A 20507-nucleotide genomic window follows, 5' to 3' on the forward strand; every position below is an offset into this window, starting at 1 on the left:
TGCGGCCCTCTCTCCCTCAAAGCTTGACCAGCTCTACCCTGCCCCGCCCCGTTGGAAAAGCCGGACCGCGCGTCACTCGTCCTTCATGACCTCGTCGAGACGCCGCGCCTCATCTGCGCTGAGTGCCTCTGGCTCCGATCCGGGCTGCACCCGCTGGCCGCGCACATAGAGCGCCGCAACCAGCGCCGCGAGGATCAACATCCCCGGCCCGGCCCACCACAAGAGCAGGTTCGCCCCATCCTTGCGCGGCTCGAGCAGCACATATTCGCCATAGCGATCGACGATGAAATCGACCACCTCCCCGTCGCTATCCCCGGCGACCAGCCGCTCGCGCACCAAAAGGCGCAGATCGCGCGCGAGGCTCGCGTTGCTCTCGTCGATGCTCTCGTTGCGACAGACGAGACAGCGCAGCCCAGAGGAAATCTCCCGCGCCCGCGTCTCGAGCGCCGGATCATCGAGCACCTCATCCGGCTCCACCGCCCAGAGCGGCGCCGCCATCAGCATCAGGATCAACACGAGCCGCTTCATTCCGCAGGCACCCCGCCTGCCACGCTCTTGCGTGCCCCCGCGGCCACCCGATGCCGCCGGTCGCTCAGCGACAGGAACCCGCCGAGCGCCATCAGGATGGCCCCGCCCCAGATCCAGTTCGCCAGCGGTTTGACATAGGTGCGCACGGCCCAGCCGCCGCCCTCCTGCTTGTCGCCGATCACCACATAGAGATCGCGCAGGAACCCGTTGTCGATCCCGGCCTCCGTGGTCGGCATCCCTGCCACCGGATAGATGCGTTTTTCCGGGTATACCGTGCCGATGCTCTCGTTGCCGCGCGACAGCGCAACTTCGGCCCGTGTCGCACGGTAATTCGGCCCCGGCACCTCATTCACCCCGCGCAGCCAGATCGTATAGCCCGACACCTCGAACCGGTCGCCCACCTGCGCCACGCGAATATCCTCGGATTCCCAGGCCATCAGACCGGCAATCCCGGCCATGGTCACGCCCATGCCGGCATGGGCCACCGCCTTGCCCCAATCGGCCCGTGGCAGTCGGCGCATCCGGCCCAGCCGCTGCTGCCAGCCCTGCCGCCCGGTGCGCCCCCAGAGATCGACCAAGGCTCCGGCCACGAGCCAGGTGCCAAGGAACATCCCCACCGGCGCCAGCGCGCTCTTGCCGCTTTGCATCGCATAGATGAGCGCTGCCACCGCCAGCGCCAAAAGAAACGCGGGCATCAGGCTGCGCATCACGCTGCCGATCTTGCCGCGCTTCCACGGCAGCATCGCGCCCACCGGCAGGATGATCCCGAGCACCACCATGAAGGGCGTAAAGGCCGTATCGAAAAACGGCGCCCCAACGGTGAGTTTGCGGTCGAAAAACATCTCGGCCACCAGGGGCCAGAGCGTGCCGACAAAGACGATAAAGGCCGCCACCGCCAAGAGCACATTGTTGATCACCAGCATGGTTTCCCGCGACGCAAGACCAAAGACGCCCCGCGCCTGCATCGTCCCCGCCCGCACCACAAAGAGAATGAGCCCCGCCATCATGAACACCGCCAGGATGAGCAATAGAACCATCCCGCGCTCTGGGTCATTGGCAAAGGCATGCACCGAGGTGAGCAGGCCGGACCGCGTGATGAACGTCCCGATGAGCGAGAAGCCAAAGCCAAGGATCGCCAGAAGGATGGTCCAGCTTTTCAGGCTCTCGCGTTTCTCCACCACGATGGCCGAATGCAGCAAGGCCACCGACAGAAGCCACGGCATAAAGCTCGCGTTTTCCACCGGGTCCCAGAACCAGAACCCGCCCCAGCCGAGCTCGTAATAGGCCCACCAGGACCCAAGCGCGATACCGATGGTCAGGAACACCCAGGCCGCCAGCGTATAGGGCCGCACCCACCGGCCCCAGGCCGCATCGACCCGGCCCTCGATCAGCGCCGCCAGCGCGAAGGAGAAGGTCATCGAAAGGCCGACATAGCCGAGGTAGAGAAACGGCGGATGGAACGCGAGGCCCGGGTCCTGCAACAGCGGGTTGAGGTCTTCGCCATTCATCGGCGGCACGGCGAGCCGCAGGAACGGGTTCGACGTCCAAAGAAGGAACGCCATGAAGGCCGCGCCGATCATCGCCTGCACCGCCAGCACCCGCGCCCGCAGGCTCGGCGGCAAGGCCGTGCCAAACCACGCCACCGTCGCGCCGAAAAGCGCCACGATCAGCACCCAAAGCAGCATCGAGCCTTCGTGATTGCCCCAAACGCCGCTGATCTTGTAGATGAGCGGCTTGTCCGTATGGCTGTTGAGCACCACGAGACGCAGCGAGAAATCCGACACCACAAAGGCATAGGTGAGCGCCGCAAAGGACAGCGTGATCAGCAGGAATTGCGCCTGCGCCGCCGGGATTGCCACCGCCATCCAGCCGGGCCAGCGCTTGGCCGCGCCGACAAGCGGCACGATGGCCTGAACAAGGGCAATGCAAAAGGCGAGGATCAGGGCGAAGTGGCCGAATTCTGTAATCATGCGCGCAGTATATGCCGCGTGAAACGGCGGGGCCACGGGATTCGCAGCGCCACGCCGATCACTTTGTCGCAGGGTGTATCACCGCTCGCGCCCCTGCCGCGGCCCGTGATGCGCCGCGCGCCGCCACGCCTCAAGCGCCGGGTTATCCTCGGGTCGCACCGCTTCGAGCGCCACTTCTGCATCATGCGCCGCCGCCGCCTGCCCCGGCTTCTCGGCGCGCCCGGACTGCAGGTATTCGATCCGCTGCACCACGCCCGGCGCGCGGGCCATGGTGGCGCTGAGGGCACGTTGAAACTCTTGTGTTTTTTGCTGGTGACGCGCCCCGAAGTAAAAGGACACGATCACCCCCAAGAGCCACCACAGAGGCTCTGGCACGAGGGCGATCCCCTGCATCCGCGCCGCAAACCACAGCGGATCCACCATCGCCGCGATAAACAGCCCCAGCGTCCCGAGCGCCATGGCGGGGCGCGGCACCCGGTTGAGCCCATCCATCACCCGATCAAACCGGCTGCGCTCCGGGTGGGCAAACTCGGCGCCAAATTGCTCAAGCGCGGCGGCCCGTAGGCTCGCCTCGCGCAACGACCCGGCCTCGGCGTTCTCGCGAAACACCTCTGCGGTCTCGGCGATGACATTGCGGCCATTGCCGAAAATCAGCCGGAGGATCTCTGCCATCAGCCCCATTTTGCCACCCTTTCCTGAAATTCTGACGGGCTCAGGTGATAGCGCGGCGAGATGAACTCTTCCGCCCGCCTGATCCAGCCGCCCTTACCGCCTCGCCGCGTGCGGGCGTATTTGCGGCTCGCCGGGCGCAGATCGCCCAGGCGAAAGTAATAATTCCGCCGCGCGATCCCATAGGCATCGACCAGATGGCGCGGCGCGGCGCCCGCAGCCGCCTGCGCCGCCGCTTCGGTCTGCGGGCCGATGACCCCGTCCACCACCACATCATGCCCCATCTGCCGCAAGAGCCGCTGCAGGATCTTCACCGCATTCGCGCCCGCGTTCACATACATGTCGAACACACTCGGGCGCAGCGGTTCGGGCAGCCGGTCAATCCCCGGTCGCTCGAAATAGTCACGCAGGAAAATCGCTTCGGCGTCGGCCTGGCTCAGCGCCCGCACATCCGCCACATCCACCGCGCCATCGCCCGTCAGGTCAATCCCGAGCCTTCGCAGCGTGCCGATGGTCACCCCATGGTTCGTGGCGCCCCCGGGATCATCCGGGTCGTTGACAAAGCCGCCCTCCCGGGCGATGATTTCGCGGGCCAGACTGGCGACATCTTGCATGGGGCGCACTCCTGTTCAGGTGACGCCCCATCCTCATGGCTCAGAGGTTAAGATCGCGCTCAGCCACCGTTCGCAGGGTCCTGATAGACGCCCTGTTCCTTGAGCGCGTCCACCACTTCCTTGGGCATATAGCTCTCGTCATGCTTGGCGAGGATTTCACTGGCGCGGAACACCTGCCCGTCGAAACTGCCGGTGCCGACCATGCCCTGACCTTCCTCGAAGAGATCGGGCAGAACGCCTTCGTAGACGACCGGCACCGAGGCCCCGCCATCGGTCACGCGAAACCGGATCACAGACCCCTGTCCGCGTTCGAGACTGTCCTCTTCCACCAGCCCACCGAGGCGAAACACCTCATGCGGCGCGGGCGGCGCGGCGACCACCTCGCTCGGCGAGCGAAAGAAATTGATCCCATCCTTGAGCGCATAACCGATGAGCGACGAGGCCACAGCAAGCGCCACCACGGCCACGATCACGATCTGTACGCGACGCTTCTTCTTGAGGGTTTTCATATCTCTACACCGCGCTCCTCATTCACCACATGAACTTACGGAAACACCGGCACGGACATAAGCCCTTCGGTCTCCGCCTCGCCCAGCATCAGGTTGGCGTTCTGCAAGGCCTGGCCGCTCGATCCCTTGGTCAGGTTGTCGAGCGCCGCCACCACGATGGCCCGCCCTTCGATCCGGTCCCCGGTCACCCCGATATGGCAAAAATTCGAGCCGCGCACATGATGCGTCGACGGCGTCTCACCAAAGGGCAGAACCTGAATGAACGGCTCGCCGGCATAGGTCTTTTGCAGGGTCTCATGCACCGCCTGCGCCGCGCCTTTGACATAGCTGGTGGCGAGGATGCCGCGATTGGCGGGGATCAGATGCGGCGTGAACTGCACCCGCACCGGACGCCCGGCCAGCGCCGAAAACTCCTGATCGAACTCACCGAGGTGACGATGGGTGCCGCCCACCGCATAGGCATTATACCCCTCGCTGAGCTCGGCATGGAGAAGATTTTCCTTAAGCGACCGCCCTGCCCCCGACACCGCGCATTTCAGGTCGAGGATAATATCGTCGAGATCAATCACCCCGGCGCTGATCAGAGGCCGCAGGATATATTGCCCCGTCGCCGCGTTACAGCCGGTCCCGGCCACCAGCCGCGCGCTGGTAATCTCGTCGCGGTAGAACTCGGTGAGCCCATAGACCGCCTCTTTCTGACAGTCGAGCGCGGCATGATCATTGCCATACCATTTCTTGTATTCCGCCGGATCGCGCAGCCGGAAATCGGCGCTCAGATCGACGATCTTGAGATGCTTCGGCAGATCGCGGATCACCTCCTGCGAGGTGGCATGGGGCAGCGCACAGAAACACAGGTCGACGCCCGCGAAATCGATCTCTTCGATGGTCACCAGATCAGGCAGCGCCAGATGGCGCAGATGCGGAAAGACCGAGGCCATGCTCTGCCCCGCCTTGGAATTCGCGCCGAGCGCCACGATCTCCATATTGGGATGGGTGGCGATCAGGCGGATGAGCTCGGCCCCGGTATAGCCGGATGCGCCGAGAATTGCGATTTTATGGGCCATCTGACGGCCTCCCTCGTCTCAATGTGACATGGATGTATTGGATTGCGCGCGCCGCTTCAATGCGGCGCTTGGTTGCAGGGCCTGTGGGCCCCGCCCCCCGCTCAGGCGGGCTCGAACCGAATGTCTCGTCGCAAAAACTGCGTGGCCCGGTCGGACACGCGGCCCGGATCCCCGGTGGTGACAAAACGCGTGGCCTTGCCCGCGCCGCGCATATCGGGACGCCGCCCGAGATAATCCGCGAGGCTCTCGGCCACCAGCGACGGCTGCGAATAGACCGCCACCTCCTCGCCCAGAGCCGCCTGAAACTGCGCCTCCATGAGCGGGTAATGCGTGCAGCCGAGGATCGCCGCCTGCGGATTGGGCATCTTGCGTTTGAGGGCGTCCACATGGCTGCGCACCAGCGCCTCGGCGAGGATCATATCGCCATCCTCGATGGCATCGACAACCCCGCCACAGCTTTGCGCCTCGACATCGACGCCAATCGCCCGAAACGCCAGCTCGCGTTGAAACGCCCGGCTCGACACGGTGGCCGGTGTCGCAAAGAGCGCCACATGTTTCACCGCCACTTCGCGCGGCGGCGAGTTGTCGCCCCAGTTGCGTTCGGTCAGCGCCTCGATGAGCGGCACGAAGACGCCAAGCACCCGCTTGCCCTGCGGCACGCCCGCCTCCTGCATCCGGCGCAGCGCGGCGGCGCTGGCGGTGTTGCAGGCGAGGATCACCAGATCACAGCCATTGGCCCAGAGATATTCCACATGCTGCCGGGTCAGATTGTGAATGTCATCGGCATCGCGCACCCCATAGGGCGCATGGGCGTTGTCGCCGAAATAGACCAGCGGCAGATCGGGCAACCGTTTCTCGATTGCGCTCAGAACCGTCAGCCCGCCAAGACCGCTGTCAAAGATACCTACCGCCATGTCACTGCCCGCCGCGCCTTCTGGCGCGCCTCCCTCAGATCACGTCCATTCGTACCCGACGCTGTTGGGGTCGATCGGGTTCGGGCTCAACTCATACGTCTTACGACGGAGGAATTCCATCAGGGATTTCGCGTCCCGCGACAGCGGGTCGAGCACATCTCGGGTGAGCGGCTCACCAATGCCGATGCGCACCGGCGTGTCGACGCGCTTGCCGAATTCCTTGATCAGGAGGCCCATGCGCAGGGTCTGATGCAGATGGGTGGCAATCTGGAACATCCGGCTGCAATGGCCGTCGAAATAGAGCGGCACCACCGTGGCCCGCGATTTCGCCACCATCCGCGCGGTGAACAGACGCCAGCCCGGGTCCATCGGCTGCGAGAAGAGCTTGGCCGAGGTGGCCACCGCCCCGCCCGGGAAAATGCCGATCGCGCCGCCTTCGCCGAGATAGGCCAGCGATTTGCGCCGCGTCTCGAGGTTGATCTGCACGCCTTCGCGGGTCTCGTCGAAACTCACCGGCAGAACCACCCGGTCGAGATCCTGCGCCTTGCGAAAGACCGAATTGGCCAGAATGCGGAAATCGCCCCGCGTCTCGCTGAGCACATGACCGAGCATGAGCCCATCGAGAATGCCGTAAGGGTGGTTCGCCACAAGGATCACCGGCCCCTCGCGCGGGATATTGGCAAGGCTGCCCGCGATCACATCGAGGCTCAGCCCATAGCGTTCCACCATAACCGCCCAGAAATCGCGGCCCGCCGCCACCTCATGCTCATAGCCATGGGCGCGCTTGATGAGGCCGATCCGGCCCGACAGCGTTTCCATGGTGCGGATCACGGCGCGTCCGCTGCGGCTCTGGGCCGAATGCGCATAGCTGATGTCACGCGCAATATGACGGTCCTGGTGCATGTGTCCTTGTCCTTCTCACCCCGCTCTCAGCGGGCGACAGAATGCAACATTGCGATGACGGCCATATGACACCTGCCTATTCGGCCGCCTCCTGTACCGGGTTACCGCCTTGCCGGATCGCCGCCAAGAGGGTTTCGCGCCGTTTGGCGGCTTTTGCCTCATTTGCGGCCTTCACCGGGCCAAAGCCGCGGATCTGCAGCGGCAGCTCGGCCAGCGCGACAACGAGATCGCGGGTCTCGGCAGTGAGACGCGGCAGCGCCTCGGCCATATCCGCCTCATATTGCGTGATGAGCGCGCGCTCCATCTTCCGCTCGGCCGTATAGCCAAAGGGATCGAGCGGCGTGCCCCGCAGCGCCTTGAGCCGCGCCAGCAGCTTCATCGGGGTGAGGATCCACTGACCAAAGCGGCGCTTTTGCGGCCGCCCGTCGCTGCCCTCTTTCGACAGGATCGGCGGCGCCAGATGAAAGCTCAGCTTGAGATCGCCGTCAAAGGCTTCGCGCGCCCGCGCCTCACTGTCGAGCATGAGCCGCGCCACCTCATATTCATCCTTATAGGACAAAAGCTTGTGATAGCCCTGCGCCACCGCCTCGCGGAGCGCCTCATCCTCGATCCCATCGACCAGCGCGCGATAGCGTTTCGCCAGCCGCTTGCCCTGATAGGCGGTCAGATGCGCGGCGCGATAGGCGATCTTCTCCTCAAGGCTCTTCGGCAGCTCGACCACCGTCGGGCTGAGCATCGCCGCCGCCTCCTGCGGATGGACCGCCGCCCAGCGCCCGATCTCAAAGGCCCGCAGATTGCGCTCGACCGCCGCCCCGTTGAGCTTGATCGCCGCCTCGATCGCGCCATGGCTCAGCGGGATCAGCCCGCGCTGCCAGCTCGCGCCAAAGATCATCATGTTGGAAAAGATCGAGTCGCCCATCAGATGCTTGGCCAGCTCGGTCGCATCGAACATCTGCACCGCCTCGCCCAGCCGCGCCTCGAGCGCGAGGCTCAGCCGGTCAAAGGGCAGCGCGAACTCGGGGTTGCGGGTGAAATCACCGGTGATGATCTCATGGCTGTTGACCACCGCCCCGGTGCGCCTCCGGCTGGTGAGGCCAAGCGTCTTGGCCCCCGCACTCACCACCAGATCACCGCCGATAAGCGCATGCGCCTCGCCGGTGGCCACCCGAATGGCGCTGATATCCTCCGGCGCTTCGGCCAGACGGCAATGGATATGCACCGCGCCGCCCTTCTGGGCGAGACCGGCCATTTCCATCATGCCCGCGCCCTTGCCATCGATCTGCGCCGCCTGGGCCAGCACCGCGCCGATGGTCACCACGCCCGTGCCGCCAACCCCGGTGATCACCACGTTATGGGTGCCGTCGATCTTGGGCAGCTCCGGCATCGGCAGATCCGGCAGGGTGAAATCCGCCGCCGCATCCTTGCGGATCTTGGCGCCTTCAATGGTCATGAAGGAGGGGCAGAACCCCTTGAGACAGCTGTAATCCTTGTTGCAGCTCGACTGATCCACCGCCCGCTTGCGGCCAAGCTCGGTCTCGACCGGCACCAGGCTCACACAGTTCGACTGCACCCCGCAATCGCCACAGCCCTCGCAAATATCTGTGTTGATCAGCACCCGCTTGTCCGGATCGGGGAAACTGCCCCGCTTGCGGCGACGGCGCTTTTCGGCGGCACAGGTCTGGATATAGATGATGGCGCTGACGCCCTCGACCTCTTGCAGGCGCTCTTGCACCGACATGAGATCGGCGCGCTCATGCATCTCCATCCCCTTGGGAAAGGCCGCTGCGTCCACATCTTCCTTTTCGTCATAGACGACGACCACCTCATTCACCCCCATCGCCTTGAGCTCATGGGCAATGCGCGGCGCGGTAAGCCCGCCCTCATTGGGCTGCCCACCGGTCATCGCCACCGCGTCATTGTAGAGGATCTTGTAGGTGATGTTGGTCTTGGCCGCGAGGGCTGCACGAATGGCCTGCACGCCCGAATGGTTATAGGTGCCGTCACCGAGGTTCTGGAACACATGTTTGCGGGTGGAAAACGGCGCCTCGCCGATCCAGTTCGCCCCTTCGCCGCCCATATGGGTAAAGCCGGTGGTCTCGCGGTCCATCCACTGCACCATATAGTGACAGCCGATCCCGGCATAGGCGCGGCTGCCATCGGGCAGCTTGGTCGAGGAATTATGCGGACAGCCCGAGCAGAAATAGGGCAGACGCGCCGCGATCTCCTGCGCATTGTCGGCCTTGCGCGCCTCGGCGATCTGCGCCAGCCCGGCCTTGATGCCATCGGTGCCGCGCCCCTCTTCGATCAGAATGCCGCCGATCTTCTCGGCAATCATCACCGGATCGAGCGCGCCGCGCGTCGGGAAAAGCTCGTCGCGATGCATGCCACCCGCGCCGCCCTTGTACCAGCCATAGACCCGCCGCCCGCGCCGGTCGTCGAAAATGGCCTCCTTGATCTGCACCTCGATGAGCTTGCGCTTTTCTTCCACCACAACGATGAGCTCGAGCCCCTCGGCCCAATCGTGGAACCCTTTCATATCGAGCGGGAACGGCTGCCCCACCTTATAGGTGGTCAGCCCGAGCCGCTCTGCCTCGGCCTCGTCAATGCCGAGCACGTCGAACGCATGCACCAGATCGAGCCAGTTCTTGCCCGCCGCGACAAAACCGATCTTCGCCCCCGGCTTGCCCATCATCCGACGGTCCATGCCGTTGGCCCGGCTGAACGCCTCCGCGGCAAAGCGTTTGTAATCGATGATCCGCGCCTCTTGCGCATGCGGTGTGTCGCCAAGCCGGATGTTGAGCCCGCCCTCGGGCATGTCGAATTTCGGCTCGCTGAGCTGCACCCGGTCGACGCGCCCATCAATGACCGAAGTCGCCTCGACCGTGTCCTTCATGGTCTTGAGACCAACCCAAAGCCCGGAAAACCGGCTGAGCGCATAGCCATAGATGCCGTAATCAATGAGCTCCTGCACCCCCGCCGGGCTCACCACCGGCATATAGGCATCGACCAGCGCCCATTCGCTCTGGTGCAATACGGTGCTGCTCTCGCCGGTGTGGTCGTCGCCCATCGCCATGAGGACGCCGCCATGCTTTGAGGTGCCCGCCATATTGGCGTGGCGCATCACGTCGCCCGACCGATCGACCCCCGGCCCCTTGCCATACCAGAGACCAAAAACCCCGTCATATTTGCCCTCACCGCGAAGCTCGGCCTGCTGACTACCCCAGAGCATCGTCGCCGCGAGATCCTCGTTCAGCCCCTCCTCGAACCGAACATTGGCCTCGCCGAGCACCTTGCCCGCGCGCCGCATCTGCAGATCCACCGCGCCCAGCGGCGAGCCGCGATAGCCGGTGACAAACCCGGCGGTGTTGAGCCCCGCCTGCCGGTCCCGCGCCGACTGGGTCAGCATCAGCCGCACCAGCGCCTGGGTCCCGTTCAACAGAACCCGATCCTTCCCAAGATCGAACTTGTCGGAAAGAGAAATATCATGCGTGCTCATGGCTGGCCTCCCTCTGCCGCGGCAATGCGTCATTATAGGGATATAATAGGTCATAATTTTTGACCTACAAAGCAAATAATCGTCACATACGCGACGTATGACTGTGCAAGCGCGGCAATTATTTGCTATTGCGTTAAGTCACGTTTCTCGGATCGAAAGTTACCAATATGGATTGGGACAAGCTCAGGATATTTCACGCGGTGGCCGATGCGGGCAGCCTGACCCATGCTGGCGATCTGTTGCATTTGTCGCAATCGGCGGTCTCCCGCCAGATCCGTGGGCTCGAGGAATCGCTCAATGCCACCCTGTTTCACCGTCACGCGCGGGGGCTGATTCTCACCGAACAGGGCGAATTGCTCTTCGATGCGACGCGCGCCATGATGAAACGTCTCGACGCCGCCACCGCCCGCATTCGCGACAGCGAAGAAGAGGTGTTCGGCGAGCTGCGGGTGACGACCACCGTGGGCTTTGGCACGCTCTGGCTCGCGCCGCGCCTGCCCAAGCTCTTTGAACGCTACCCGGATCTCAACATTGACCTGATGCTCGAGGAATCCGTGCTCGACCTGCCGATGCGCGAGGCCGATGTCGCCATCCGCATGAAAGAGCCGAGCCAGGCCGACCTCATCCGCAAACGGCTGATGAGCGTGCATATGCGCCTCTATGCCACCAAGGCCTATATCGAGAAGTTTGGCGAGCCCAAGGAAATGTCGGATCTCGAAGATCACCGGCTCATCTGTCAGAACCCTTCGGCGGCCCAAGTCGGCGCCGGGGCGACGCTGGTGGCTCAGCTCATGGCCGAAGGCGTGCCGTCCAAGCTTTCGGTGAACAATTACTTCGGCGTGCTGCAGGGCGTGCTGCACAATGTCGGTCTCGGCGTGCTGCCCGACTATCTCGCCAATGATTTCCCAGAGCTGGTGCGCGTCATTCCCGAGGTTGAGTCGAGCGAAGTGCCTGTTTTCCTCGCCTATCCAGAGGAGCTACGGCACTCCCAAAGGATTGCCGCCTTCCGGGATTTCGTGCAGGAAGAAATTATTGCCTACAGGAAAAACATTAAAAACCAATGACTTGCTGCGACTGCAGTGAGACATGCACGCAACGCATAACAGCCTTGCTGCACCTGCGACATTATTTTTCTTGAATGGTCAAAAAACAATCACTAGATGCTCCTCATGACGATGACGTTGGTTACACCGTCATCATCATACCTCCCTGTTGGACTTCGGCCGAGCTTAGTGCTCGGCCTTTTTTTATGCGCTATCCGACCTCTGCAGGATCGCGCGGCCTCCCCCTCTGGCTCAGCCTTTTCGCCCGACACAGCAAAAACGCAAAACGCGCGACCGGGGGGCTCCCGATCGCGCGCTGCTGAATTGTTATGCGTTAGGCGACTGACTTACTCGGCCGCTTCCGGGGCCGCGCCATTGTCCTGATCCGAGGATTTACCCCCACCCTCACCGGCCTCTGCCTTGGGCTTGCGGCGCGGCTTGCGCGGACGCTTGGGCGCTTCGGGCTGGGCCTCGGGTTGGCTCTCGGGCGTCTCGACAAGCGTGCTCTCACCCGCGGCATGATCGTCGCCACCGGCCTGCGGCTGCGCATCGCCGCCCTGCTGGTTCTGGTCGCCGCGATCGCGGTCCCGCTCGGCCTGACGTTCGCGGTTCTGGCGCTCCTGCTCTTCGCGGCGCGCGTCCTGTTCCTTCTGGGCGGCCCCCAGAAGACGCAGGTAATGCTCGGCATGCTGCTGAAAATTTTCCGTTGCAACCCGATCACCGGCAAGCTGCGCATCACGCGCCAGCTGATTGTATTTGTCGATGATCTGCTGTGGCGTGCCGCGCACTTTGCCTTCCGGGCCGGAACTGTCGAACACGCGGTTCGTGACATTGCCCATCGACCGATTGTTGTTGTTACGGTTCGACTTATTGCGCGAGCGGGATTTGGATGATCTCATGTCTTGCAGCTGAGCCTTGTGCTGTTTGGCCGATGTGATCGGGCTTGAAATTTGCCCCTGTCCCGAGGGACCCTGATCACCGTTATTATCTGGCTTAGTATCGGGCGGGACTTCCTCAGACAGGCTTCCACCGCGCCGACACCACTTGTGTAACCATGTCATGCCGGGCGGCACAAGCGAAAACCGCCCCAATTGGCGTATTTTAACATAGATTCCGTAGCATTCGGTAAATTTACGCCGATCTCGCCATCACGACCCGGTCACGCCCGTCGAGATCCTGGCGCAGTTCGACCGCCTGCAAACCGGCCTCCGCAAAGATCCGCGCCACGTCTGCGCCTTGCGTCCGGCCGATCTCAACCAAGATCCGCCCCCCCGGCACGAGATGCGCCAGAACCCCCGCCGCAATCGCCCGATAGGCGCTGAGCCCGTCGCCCTCATCGGTCAGCGCAGCACGCGGCTCATGCGCCAATTCCGGCGCCAGCTCCGGCATTTCCGCGATGCCGATATAGGGCGGGTTCGACACGATGAGGTCATACTGCCCGGCGATGCCCTTGAACCAATCCGCCTCCTGAAACGCCGCTCGAGAGGCCAGCCCAAGCCGCGCGGCATTCTCCCGCGCCACATCAAGCGCCGTCGCCGAGACATCCGCGCCAAGCCCCTGCGCGCCCTCCCTCTCGGCCAGAAGGCTCAGCAAGATACAGCCCGACCCGGTCCCAAGGTCGAGCACCCGCTCAAACCCTTCCTCCAGCGCCGCCGCCACCAGGCATTCCGTCTCTGGCCGCGGGTCGAGAACAGCGCCCGTCACCTTGAAGGCGCGCCCGTAAAACTGCCGCTGGCCGAGGATATGCGACATCGGCTCGCGCGCCGCTCGCCGCGCCAAGAGCGCCTCGAACCGCGCCGCGCCCTCGGGGCCCAGATCATCGTGCAGATGCAAGGTCATCCGCGACGGATCGAGGCCGAGCGCCGCCGCCATCAAGAGCCGCGCCTCGCGCGCCCCCTCGCCGATGCCCGCAGCCCCGAGCCGCGCCGCCCCCGCCCGTAGGGCCGCCTGCACGCTCATCCCTGCATCTCGGCCAAGAGCGCCGCCTGCGCATCCGTGGTGAGCGCGTCGATGATATCATCGAGATCACCCGCCATCACCTGATCGAGCTTATAGAGCGTCAGGTTGATCCGGTGATCGGTCATCCGCCCTTGCGGGAAATTATAGGTGCGGATGCGTTCGCTCCGGTCGCCCGACCCGACCTGCGCCGCGCGGTCGGCGCTGCGCGCGTCATGCACCTTCTGCCGTTCCAGATCATAGAGCCGCGTCTTGAGAACCTGCATCGCGATCTCGCGGTTGCGGTGCTGCGATTTCTCGGAACTGGTGACAACGATACCGCTCGGAATATGGGTGATCCGCACCGCCGAATCCGTGGTGTTCACATGCTGCCCGCCGGCGCCCGAGGCGCGCATCGTGTCGATGCGAATGTCGGACGGATCGATATGAATATCCACATCCTCCGCCTCGGGCAGCACCGCCACGGTCGCCGCGCTGGTATGGATGCGGCCGCCCGATTCCGTCTCGGGCACGCGCTGCACCCGATGCACGCCGCTCTCATATTTCAGCCGCGCAAAGACATGCGCGCCCTTCACATGCACCACCGCTTCCTTGATCCCGCCAAGCTCGGTCTGCGCCTCTTCGATCACCTCGAACTGCCAGCCCCGCGCCTCGGCATAGCGCGCATACATGCGCAGCAGATCCCCGGCAAAGAGCGCCGCCTCCTCGCCGCCCGTGCCGGGCCGGATCTCGATGATCGCGGGCCGCGCATCGGCCTCGTCCTTCGGCAAGAGCGCCAGCTGCAAGGCCTTCTCGCGCCCCGGCAATTCCGCCTTGAGCGTGCGCAGCTCATCTTCCGCCAGCTCGCGCATCTCGGGATCGCCAAGCATCGCTTCGGCCTGTTCCGCCGCATCGAGCGCCGCCCGATAGGCGCGGATCTCCTCCACCACCGGGCGCAGCTCGGCATATTCGCGGCCAAGCTGGGCAATATCCCCGCTGCCCGCGCTCATTTGCGCCTCGATAAACTCGAAACGCTGCAGGATCTGGTCAAGACGGTCTTGTGGCAACATGCGCCTGCATTCTCCTATCGACGCGGTTTGGTCAAGGGGCCAGCCTGTGCTAGACTTCCCCCATGACACTGCGCTTACTCACTCTTTGGGCGCTTCTTCTCGCGCCCCCCGCCCTTGCCGATGCGACCTACAACGGCAAGACGGTCGATTGCTATTGCACCGACAGCCGCGGCGATCGGCAGGAACTGGGCGACATGATCTGCCTGCAGGTGGATGGCAAGATGTTCATGGCGCAATGCCAGATGTCGCTCAACGTGCCCATGTGGCGCAAGATTTCCGACGGCTGCCTGTCATCCGCCCTGCCCGAGACGCCCGCGCCAGTTCCCGACACGGGCGGCATTGACGCCAAAATCTGATGCGCCGAACCTGAGCCGCGCATAGAGCACGAGGTCATCCCCGCGCCGCGCCAGCGTGGTGTAATCGGGAAAGCCCCACCATGTCGACCGGGTCACATAGGTGATCATCCCATCCTCCACCGATCCGGCCAAGACCTGCGTGCGCGCCGTGTCGCGAATGATCGCATCGAGCGCCGCCATATGGCCCGCTTGGGCCTCGAGGCGGGTCAAGACATGGCCCGGCCCACGCGGCGCGGGCTCTGGATCGGGCAGATGATGCCAGCGCGCCGGATCGCTGGGCGCCAGCCGCACCCAGAGAAACGCCGCCAACAGCGCCAGCCCGATCAGCAGCAAGAGCTTCATCATCGCACGCGCCCCAAGGGTCTGCGGCCCACTGCCTCAGGCCCCCTTGCGGCGGGTCCAGCCCCACAGACAGATGAGCTCCATCGCCACATGCGCGCCCGCCACCGCCGTGGCGCCGGTGGTGTCATAGGGGGGCGAGACTTCGACCACATCGCCGCCCACCATGTTGATCCCCGCAATGTCGCGCAGCATGATCGCCGCCTGCGCGCTGGTCAGCCCGCCCCAGACCGGCGTGCCGGTGCCCGGCGCATAGGCCGGGTCGAGCGCGTCGATATCAAAGGTGACATAGGTGGGCCGGTCGCCGAGGATACCCTTGATCTTCTGCGCCACCGCCGCCGGGCCGCTCTCATGCACCTCCCGCGCGTCGATCGTATTGACGCCGAGCGTGTCCTCATTGACCGTCCGAATGCCCACCTGCACCGAGGTCGCGGGATCGATCAGCCCCGATTTCACCGCCTTGTAGAACATCGTGCCATGGTCGACCCGGTCCATGTCGTCATCGGGCCAGGTGTCGCTATGGGCATCGAAATGCAGCAGCGACAGCTTGCCGAATTTCTCCGCATAGGCGCGCAGGATCGGGAAAGAGATATAGTGATCGCCGCCAATGGCGATGCTCGCCGCGCCCTGATCGAGAATGCCCTTGATATGCGCGGTGAGCGCGGCGGGAAAGGCCGGCACATTGGCATAGTCAAAGGCCAGATCGCCATAATCCACGATATCGAGTTCTTCGAGCGGGCTGAACCCGTCCCAGCCATAGGGCGCGTCAAAGGGCTGAAGCGTGCTCGCCTCGCGCACAGCGCGGGGACCGAGCCGGGTGCCGGGCCGGTTGGTCACCGCCTGATCGAACGGCACGCCGGTGATGGCGAGCTGCACGCCCGCGAGGTCCTTGCTATAGCGTCGGCGCAAAAAGGAGGTGGCCCCGCCAAAGGCGTTCTCCGCCGAAAGCCCGCGCAAAGTGTCGCGCGTAAAGGCCTGATCCACCTGCGTTTTCGCATCTTCCAACGCCATGTCCCGTTCCTCCCTCTGGGTGTCTGTGTTCTGGGTGTCTGTGTTGTGTCTGGTGTCTGTAGTGCTGCCCTGGGCTCAGAGCGGCCTCAGCGCGGCGGCTGCGCGGTCTCCACGAGCCGCGCAAAGAAACTCGCCCCAATGGGCGCGATCTCATCGTTGAAATTGAACGCCGGATTGTGCAGCCCCGGCGCCTCGCCCTGCCCGATAAAGAGATAGGCTCCGGGGCGTTTCTCCAGCATATAGGAAAAATCCTCGGCCCCCATCTCGCGTGGCCGGTCGGTGATCACCGGCGCCGCCCCCGCCACGCCCCGCGCCACCCCGGCGGCCAGCTCGACCGCCTCGGGATCATTCACCGTCGCCGGATAGCCCAGATCGATGCGCAGCTCGGCCTCGACGCCGTAAGCGGCGGCCTGCCCCGCGACGATCTCCGCCAGGCGGCGATGCACCATCTCCTGCACGCCCTTGTCGAAGGTGCGGATGGTGCCGTCGATATAGGCGGTCTCGGGGATCACATTGTCGGCGCTGCCGGTCTTGATCTGCGCCACGGTCACCACAAGGCTCTGACGCGTGTCGTGATTGCGGCTGACGATGGTCTGAATGGCCTGCACCATGCCGCAGGCGGCGACCACCGGATCGCGGGTCTCCTGCGGATAGGCACCATGACCGCCCACGCCCTTGATGTCGATATAGAACGTGTCCACCGCCGCCATGATCGGCCCCGGCGCGGTGTAGAACCCGCCCGCCTCGACCCCCGGCAACGTGTGCAGCGCAAAGACCTGCTCGATCCCATAACGGTCGAGCACCCCCTCGCGCACCATCACATCGGCCCCGCCCGGCCCCTCTTCGGCGGGCTGAAAGATCAACACGACACGACCCCGAAAGGCCCGCGTCTCGGCGAGGTATTTCGCCGCGCCAAGCAACATGGCCGTATGCCCGTCATGGCCACAGGCATGGCTCGCCCCACGGCCCACTGCGGCATAGGGCGCCCCGGTCCGGTCCTCCATCGGCAACGCATCCATATCGGCCCGCAGCCCGATGACGGGGGCATCCGGCGCGTCCGCCCCCTGCCCTTTGATCACCGCCACGACGCCGCTTTCGGCGACGCCCGTCTCGATCTCGGTGATGCCGAACTCGCGCAGCCGCTCGACCACGAACCCCGCCGTCTGATGACAGTCAAAGCCGATCTCGGGGTTGGCATGGATATGCTGGCGCCAGCCTGCCATCTCCTCGGCAAACCCTGCGATACGATTGATCACGGCCATGGCTGGACTCCTCTCGCCCCATTGGTAGGGTGCGCCCAACATCAACCACGCGGTGACGGCAATGGCAACTCCCTCCGATCTCGTCTCGGACCCCGATAGCGACCCCACGGAGCGACTGCTGGCGATCATGCGCGCCCTGCGCGACCCCGAGGCCGGCTGCCCCTGGGATATCGAGCAGGATTTCGACACGATCGCCCCCTATACGATCGAAGAGGCCTATGAGGTGGCGGACGCCATCGAACGCGAGGCCTGGGACGAGCTGCGCGGCGAGCTCGGCGATCTTTTGTTGCAGGTGGTGTTCCATTCCCAGATTGCCGCCGACCGCGGGCTCTTTGCCTATCGCGATGTGGCGGGCGATGTGGCGCAGAAGATGTATGACCGCCACCCGCATGTGTTCGGCGACGAGAGCCGCGACAAATCCGCCGAGCAACAGACCCGCGACTGGGAGGCGATCAAGGCCGCCGAACGCGCCGCCAAGGCGCAGACCGGCACGCTCGATGGGGTTGCGGTGGGTCTTCCGGCGCTGTTGCGGGCGCTCAAGCTGCAAAAACGCGCGGCCCGGGTGGGCTTTGACTGGCCCGAACGCGCCCAGGTGCTCGACAAGATCGTCGAAGAGGCGCAGGAGCTGCACGAAGCCGCCGAGAGCCTGCCGCAAGACAAGATCGAAGAGGAACTGGGCGATCTGCTTTTCGTCATGGCCAATCTCGCCCGCCATCTCGATGTCGATCCCGAGGCGGCGCTGCGCCGTGCCAATGCGAAATTCACCCGAAGGTTCGAACGGATCGAGGCGCTCTTGGCCGAAGACGGCCGGTGCCCGCAAGACAGCGGTCTCGAAGAGATGGACGCGCTTTGGAACCGGGCGAAAAGCGAAGGGCTGTAACGCCTGAGGCCCGCCGCGCGCCTTCGGGTATTTGAAACCAGAAAGAGGCTCAGAGCTGGAAGAGCCGCCCCGGCCCCCAGCCCCGCGCCGCCTGCCCGCCGAGCCGCATCAGATCCCAGCCAAGCGCCAGGTTCGAGCTGATCACCGGCAGGTCGAGCGCCGCCTCCACCGCTTCGATCACGCCAAAGCTGCGCAGGTTGGTGCAGCTTGAAAACACCGCCTCGACGCCCTTGGCACGCCCCGCTTTGAGCATCGCGGCGCGGGTGCTGGCCTCGCTGATCCGCGCCACGCGCCGGTCGTCACCCTCGCCAAAGCTGATCTCGTGGATCACCTCGATGCCATGGTCGGCCATATGCGCCCGCATCGGCGCGGTGACCGAGGGCAGATAGGGGCTCACCAGCGCGATCCTCTGCGCGCCGAGCGCCTTGAGGCCCTTGATCACCGCCTGCATCGGGTTGGTCACCGGCACACCGGGATGCGCCAGTTGGATGAGCCGCGCCACCTCATCGCCGCCGATCATCACCGAGCCCGAGGTGCAGCCATAGCCCAGCGCCGCCAGCCCCTGCGGCAACAGCTCGGCCACCCCGGTCATATGCCCGGCCATGACGCGCAGCGTCTCGGGCGTGACCTCGGGGATCGACGGGATCCGGCTGTGCAGCATATTCACCCGGCCCTGCGCGATCTGCCCCATCTCATGTTCGAGCGATTCATCGGTGCTCAGCACGATGAGCCCCAACCGTGCGCCACCACCGGCGCCTGCGTCGAGATCACATCGCATGGGCCACGGCCTCCGGCCCCTCGGCGCTTGGCCGGCTCAGCGTGCCGCCCGAGACCGCCGCCCGCACCCCGGTGGTGCCGGGGCAGGAGGTCGGCAGGCCGCGCGCCACCCGCACCGCGAGAAAGGCAAAGGCCTGCGCCTCGAGCATGTCGCCATCGAGCCCCACCGCCTCGACCGGCTCGACCGGGCAATCGAGCGCCGCGCGCAGCATCTCCATCATCACCGGGTTGCGCCGCCCGCCCCCCGTCACCAGCATCCGCTCCGGCGGGCTCGGGCAATGTTCCATCGCCTTGAGCACCCCGGTCGCGGCCATCGCGGTGAGGGTCGCGGCGGCATCGGCATCGCTCAACTCGCCCACCAGCGCGATCATGTCGGCAAAGGCATCGCGGTCGAGCGACTTGGGCGGCATCCGGTAGAAAAACGGCTCTTCGAGAAAAAGCTCGAGCGCGCCATCGACCACCCGGCCCTGCCGTGCCAGCGCCCCGTCGCGATCAAAGGGCTCGCCGCGCCGCGCCATCATCAGATCATTGACCGGCGCATTGGCGGGCCCGGTGTCAAAGGCCAGGAGCGCGCCTTCGGCCTCGGGCCGGTCATGGCGCGGGTCGACCCAGGTCAGATTGCCAACCCCGCCGAGATTGAGAAAACCGAGCGGCGCTTTGGCCGCGATATATTTGGCGCAGGCGAAATGGTAGAAGGGCGCCAGCGGCGCGCCCTCGCCGCCGAGCCGCACATCGGCGCTGCGGAAATCCCAGACCACCGGACGGCCCAAGGCCTCGGCCAGCGCCGCGCCATCGCCGAGCTGATGGGTGCCGCGCCCCTGCGGCTCATGGGCAAGGGTCTGGCCGTGAAACCCCACGAGATCGGCCTCGATCTCCGTGAGCGCCTCGATATGGGCGCGCATCACCACCTCTTCGGCGGCTGCCAGATCGTCGCCCGGCCAGCGGCCCAGAGCAGCGCGCAGAGCTGCCTCTTCGGAGGGCTCGTAAGGGCGATAGCCGCTCGGGCCAAAGCCTGCGATCCGCTCGCCATCGGTGTCGAGCGCGGCCACGTCCACCCCGTCCAGCGATGTCCCCGACATGGCGCCCAGCGCCCTGATGATCCCCGGCCCCAACATGGCCTTTTCCTTCGCCTGTTACATCCCTATACATGCCGCGCAAACCAAGCTG

At 64.9% G+C, this 20507-nt stretch carries 20 protein-coding genes; 3 read left to right on the plus strand and 17 right to left on the minus strand.

Going from position 1 to position 20507, the window contains the following annotated elements; translation table 11 throughout:
- Positions 1-72: 72 nt before the first annotated feature.
- From WA237_RS08980 to WA237_RS09020, 9 genes are all read right to left on the minus strand, one after another.
- Positions 73-528 (minus strand): cytochrome c-type biogenesis protein, encoded by a 456-nt coding sequence (locus WA237_RS08980; protein WP_336097410.1) that lies wholly within the window; start codon positions 526-528, stop codon positions 73-75.
- Positions 525-2498 carry a heme lyase CcmF/NrfE family subunit gene (locus WA237_RS08985; RefSeq protein ID WP_336097411.1) on the minus strand — a complete coding sequence of 658 codons (1974 nt, stop codon included), beginning with the start codon at positions 2496-2498 and terminating at the stop codon, positions 525-527. The genes WA237_RS08980 and WA237_RS08985 overlap by 4 nt, the downstream gene beginning before the upstream one ends.
- A gap of 78 nt (positions 2499-2576) precedes the next feature.
- Positions 2577-3179, minus strand: coding sequence for a holin family protein (locus tag WA237_RS08990; RefSeq protein ID WP_336097412.1), 603 nt, complete (start codon positions 3177-3179; stop codon positions 2577-2579).
- Entirely contained in the window at positions 3170-3781 is a 612-nt protein-coding gene (locus WA237_RS08995) for a holin-associated N-acetylmuramidase (protein ID WP_336097414.1), read from the minus strand. The genes WA237_RS08990 and WA237_RS08995 overlap by 10 nt, the downstream gene beginning before the upstream one ends.
- A 59-nt stretch (positions 3782-3840) precedes the next feature.
- Positions 3841-4290, minus strand: a complete 450-nt coding sequence (gene ccmE, locus WA237_RS09000; protein WP_336097415.1) for a cytochrome c maturation protein CcmE — start codon at positions 4288-4290, stop codon at positions 3841-3843.
- A 35-nt stretch (positions 4291-4325) separates the two neighbouring features.
- Positions 4326-5354, minus strand: a complete 1029-nt coding sequence (gene argC / locus WA237_RS09005) for an N-acetyl-gamma-glutamyl-phosphate reductase (RefSeq protein ID WP_336097416.1) — start codon at positions 5352-5354, stop codon at positions 4326-4328.
- 101 nt (positions 5355-5455) lie between these two features.
- On the minus strand, positions 5456-6268 hold the full coding sequence (locus tag WA237_RS09010) for a glutamate racemase (protein ID WP_336097417.1): 813 nt from the start codon (positions 6266-6268) through the stop codon (positions 5456-5458).
- Positions 6269-6307: 39 nt separating this feature from the next.
- Entirely contained in the window at positions 6308-7171 is an 864-nt protein-coding gene (locus WA237_RS09015) for a lysophospholipid acyltransferase family protein (protein ID WP_009814950.1), read from the minus strand.
- Positions 7172-7247: 76 nt separating this feature from the next.
- Positions 7248-10667, minus strand: a complete 3420-nt coding sequence (locus WA237_RS09020; RefSeq protein WP_336097419.1) for an indolepyruvate ferredoxin oxidoreductase family protein — start codon at positions 10665-10667, stop codon at positions 7248-7250.
- Between the two features lie 167 nt (positions 10668-10834).
- Here WA237_RS09020 and WA237_RS09025 point away from each other — a divergent pair, with 167 nt between their 5' ends.
- A complete protein-coding gene (locus WA237_RS09025) occupies positions 10835-11731 on the plus strand; it encodes a LysR family transcriptional regulator (protein ID WP_009814948.1) in 897 nt (298 codons plus the stop codon).
- 326 nt (positions 11732-12057) lie between these two features.
- Here the strand turns inward: WA237_RS09025 and WA237_RS09030 are convergent, their stop codons facing one another.
- From WA237_RS09030 to prfA, 3 genes are all read right to left on the minus strand, one after another.
- The gene (locus tag WA237_RS09030) at positions 12058-12609 is read right to left on the minus strand and encodes a DUF4167 domain-containing protein (protein ID WP_336097420.1); all 552 of its coding nucleotides are present in this window, start codon (positions 12607-12609) and stop codon (positions 12058-12060) included.
- Positions 12610-12841: 232 nt separating this feature from the next.
- Positions 12842-13669 carry a peptide chain release factor N(5)-glutamine methyltransferase gene (gene prmC / locus WA237_RS09035; protein ID WP_336097422.1) on the minus strand — a complete coding sequence of 276 codons (828 nt, stop codon included), beginning with the start codon at positions 13667-13669 and terminating at the stop codon, positions 12842-12844.
- Positions 13666-14715 carry a peptide chain release factor 1 gene (gene prfA, locus WA237_RS09040; RefSeq protein ID WP_009814945.1) on the minus strand — a complete coding sequence of 350 codons (1050 nt, stop codon included), beginning with the start codon at positions 14713-14715 and terminating at the stop codon, positions 13666-13668. Before prfA ends, prmC begins: the two co-directional genes overlap by 4 nt.
- 62 nt (positions 14716-14777) lie before the next feature.
- On the opposite strand from prfA, the gene WA237_RS09045 reads away from it, so the two are divergent.
- A complete protein-coding gene (locus WA237_RS09045) occupies positions 14778-15071 on the plus strand; it encodes a hypothetical protein (RefSeq protein ID WP_336097423.1) in 294 nt (97 codons plus the stop codon).
- Here WA237_RS09045 and WA237_RS09050 read toward each other — a convergent pair.
- The 3 genes from WA237_RS09050 to WA237_RS09060 all read right to left on the minus strand — a co-directional run bounded on the left by WA237_RS09050 (position 15006) and on the right by WA237_RS09060 (position 17683).
- Entirely contained in the window at positions 15006-15416 is a 411-nt protein-coding gene (locus WA237_RS09050) for a DUF1499 domain-containing protein (protein WP_336097424.1), read from the minus strand. The two genes, WA237_RS09045 and WA237_RS09050, sit on opposite strands and share 66 nt — an antisense overlap.
- Positions 15417-15449: 33 nt before the next feature.
- Positions 15450-16421 carry an agmatinase gene (speB, locus tag WA237_RS09055; protein WP_336097425.1) on the minus strand — a complete coding sequence of 324 codons (972 nt, stop codon included), beginning with the start codon at positions 16419-16421 and terminating at the stop codon, positions 15450-15452.
- Between the two features lie 86 nt (positions 16422-16507).
- Positions 16508-17683 carry a M20 aminoacylase family protein gene (locus WA237_RS09060; protein WP_336097426.1) on the minus strand — a complete coding sequence of 392 codons (1176 nt, stop codon included), beginning with the start codon at positions 17681-17683 and terminating at the stop codon, positions 16508-16510.
- 61 nt (positions 17684-17744) lie between these two features.
- On the opposite strand from WA237_RS09060, the gene mazG reads away from it, so the two are divergent.
- Positions 17745-18563, plus strand: coding sequence for a nucleoside triphosphate pyrophosphohydrolase (gene mazG / locus WA237_RS09065; protein ID WP_336097427.1), 819 nt, complete (start codon positions 17745-17747; stop codon positions 18561-18563).
- Between the two features lie 49 nt (positions 18564-18612).
- Here the strand turns inward: mazG and WA237_RS09070 are convergent, their stop codons facing one another.
- Both WA237_RS09070 and WA237_RS09075 read right to left on the minus strand, forming a co-directional pair.
- A complete protein-coding gene (locus tag WA237_RS09070; RefSeq protein WP_009814939.1) occupies positions 18613-19341 on the minus strand; it encodes a maleate cis-trans isomerase family protein in 729 nt (242 codons plus the stop codon).
- A complete protein-coding gene (locus WA237_RS09075; protein ID WP_336097428.1) occupies positions 19331-20455 on the minus strand; it encodes an anhydro-N-acetylmuramic acid kinase in 1125 nt (374 codons plus the stop codon). The genes WA237_RS09070 and WA237_RS09075 overlap by 11 nt, the downstream gene beginning before the upstream one ends.
- Between the last annotated feature and the right edge of the window lie 52 nt (positions 20456-20507).

The organism is Roseovarius sp. CH_XMU1461 (assembly GCF_037027165.1).
Classification (GTDB): Bacteria; Pseudomonadota; Alphaproteobacteria; order Rhodobacterales; family Rhodobacteraceae; genus Roseovarius; species Roseovarius nubinhibens.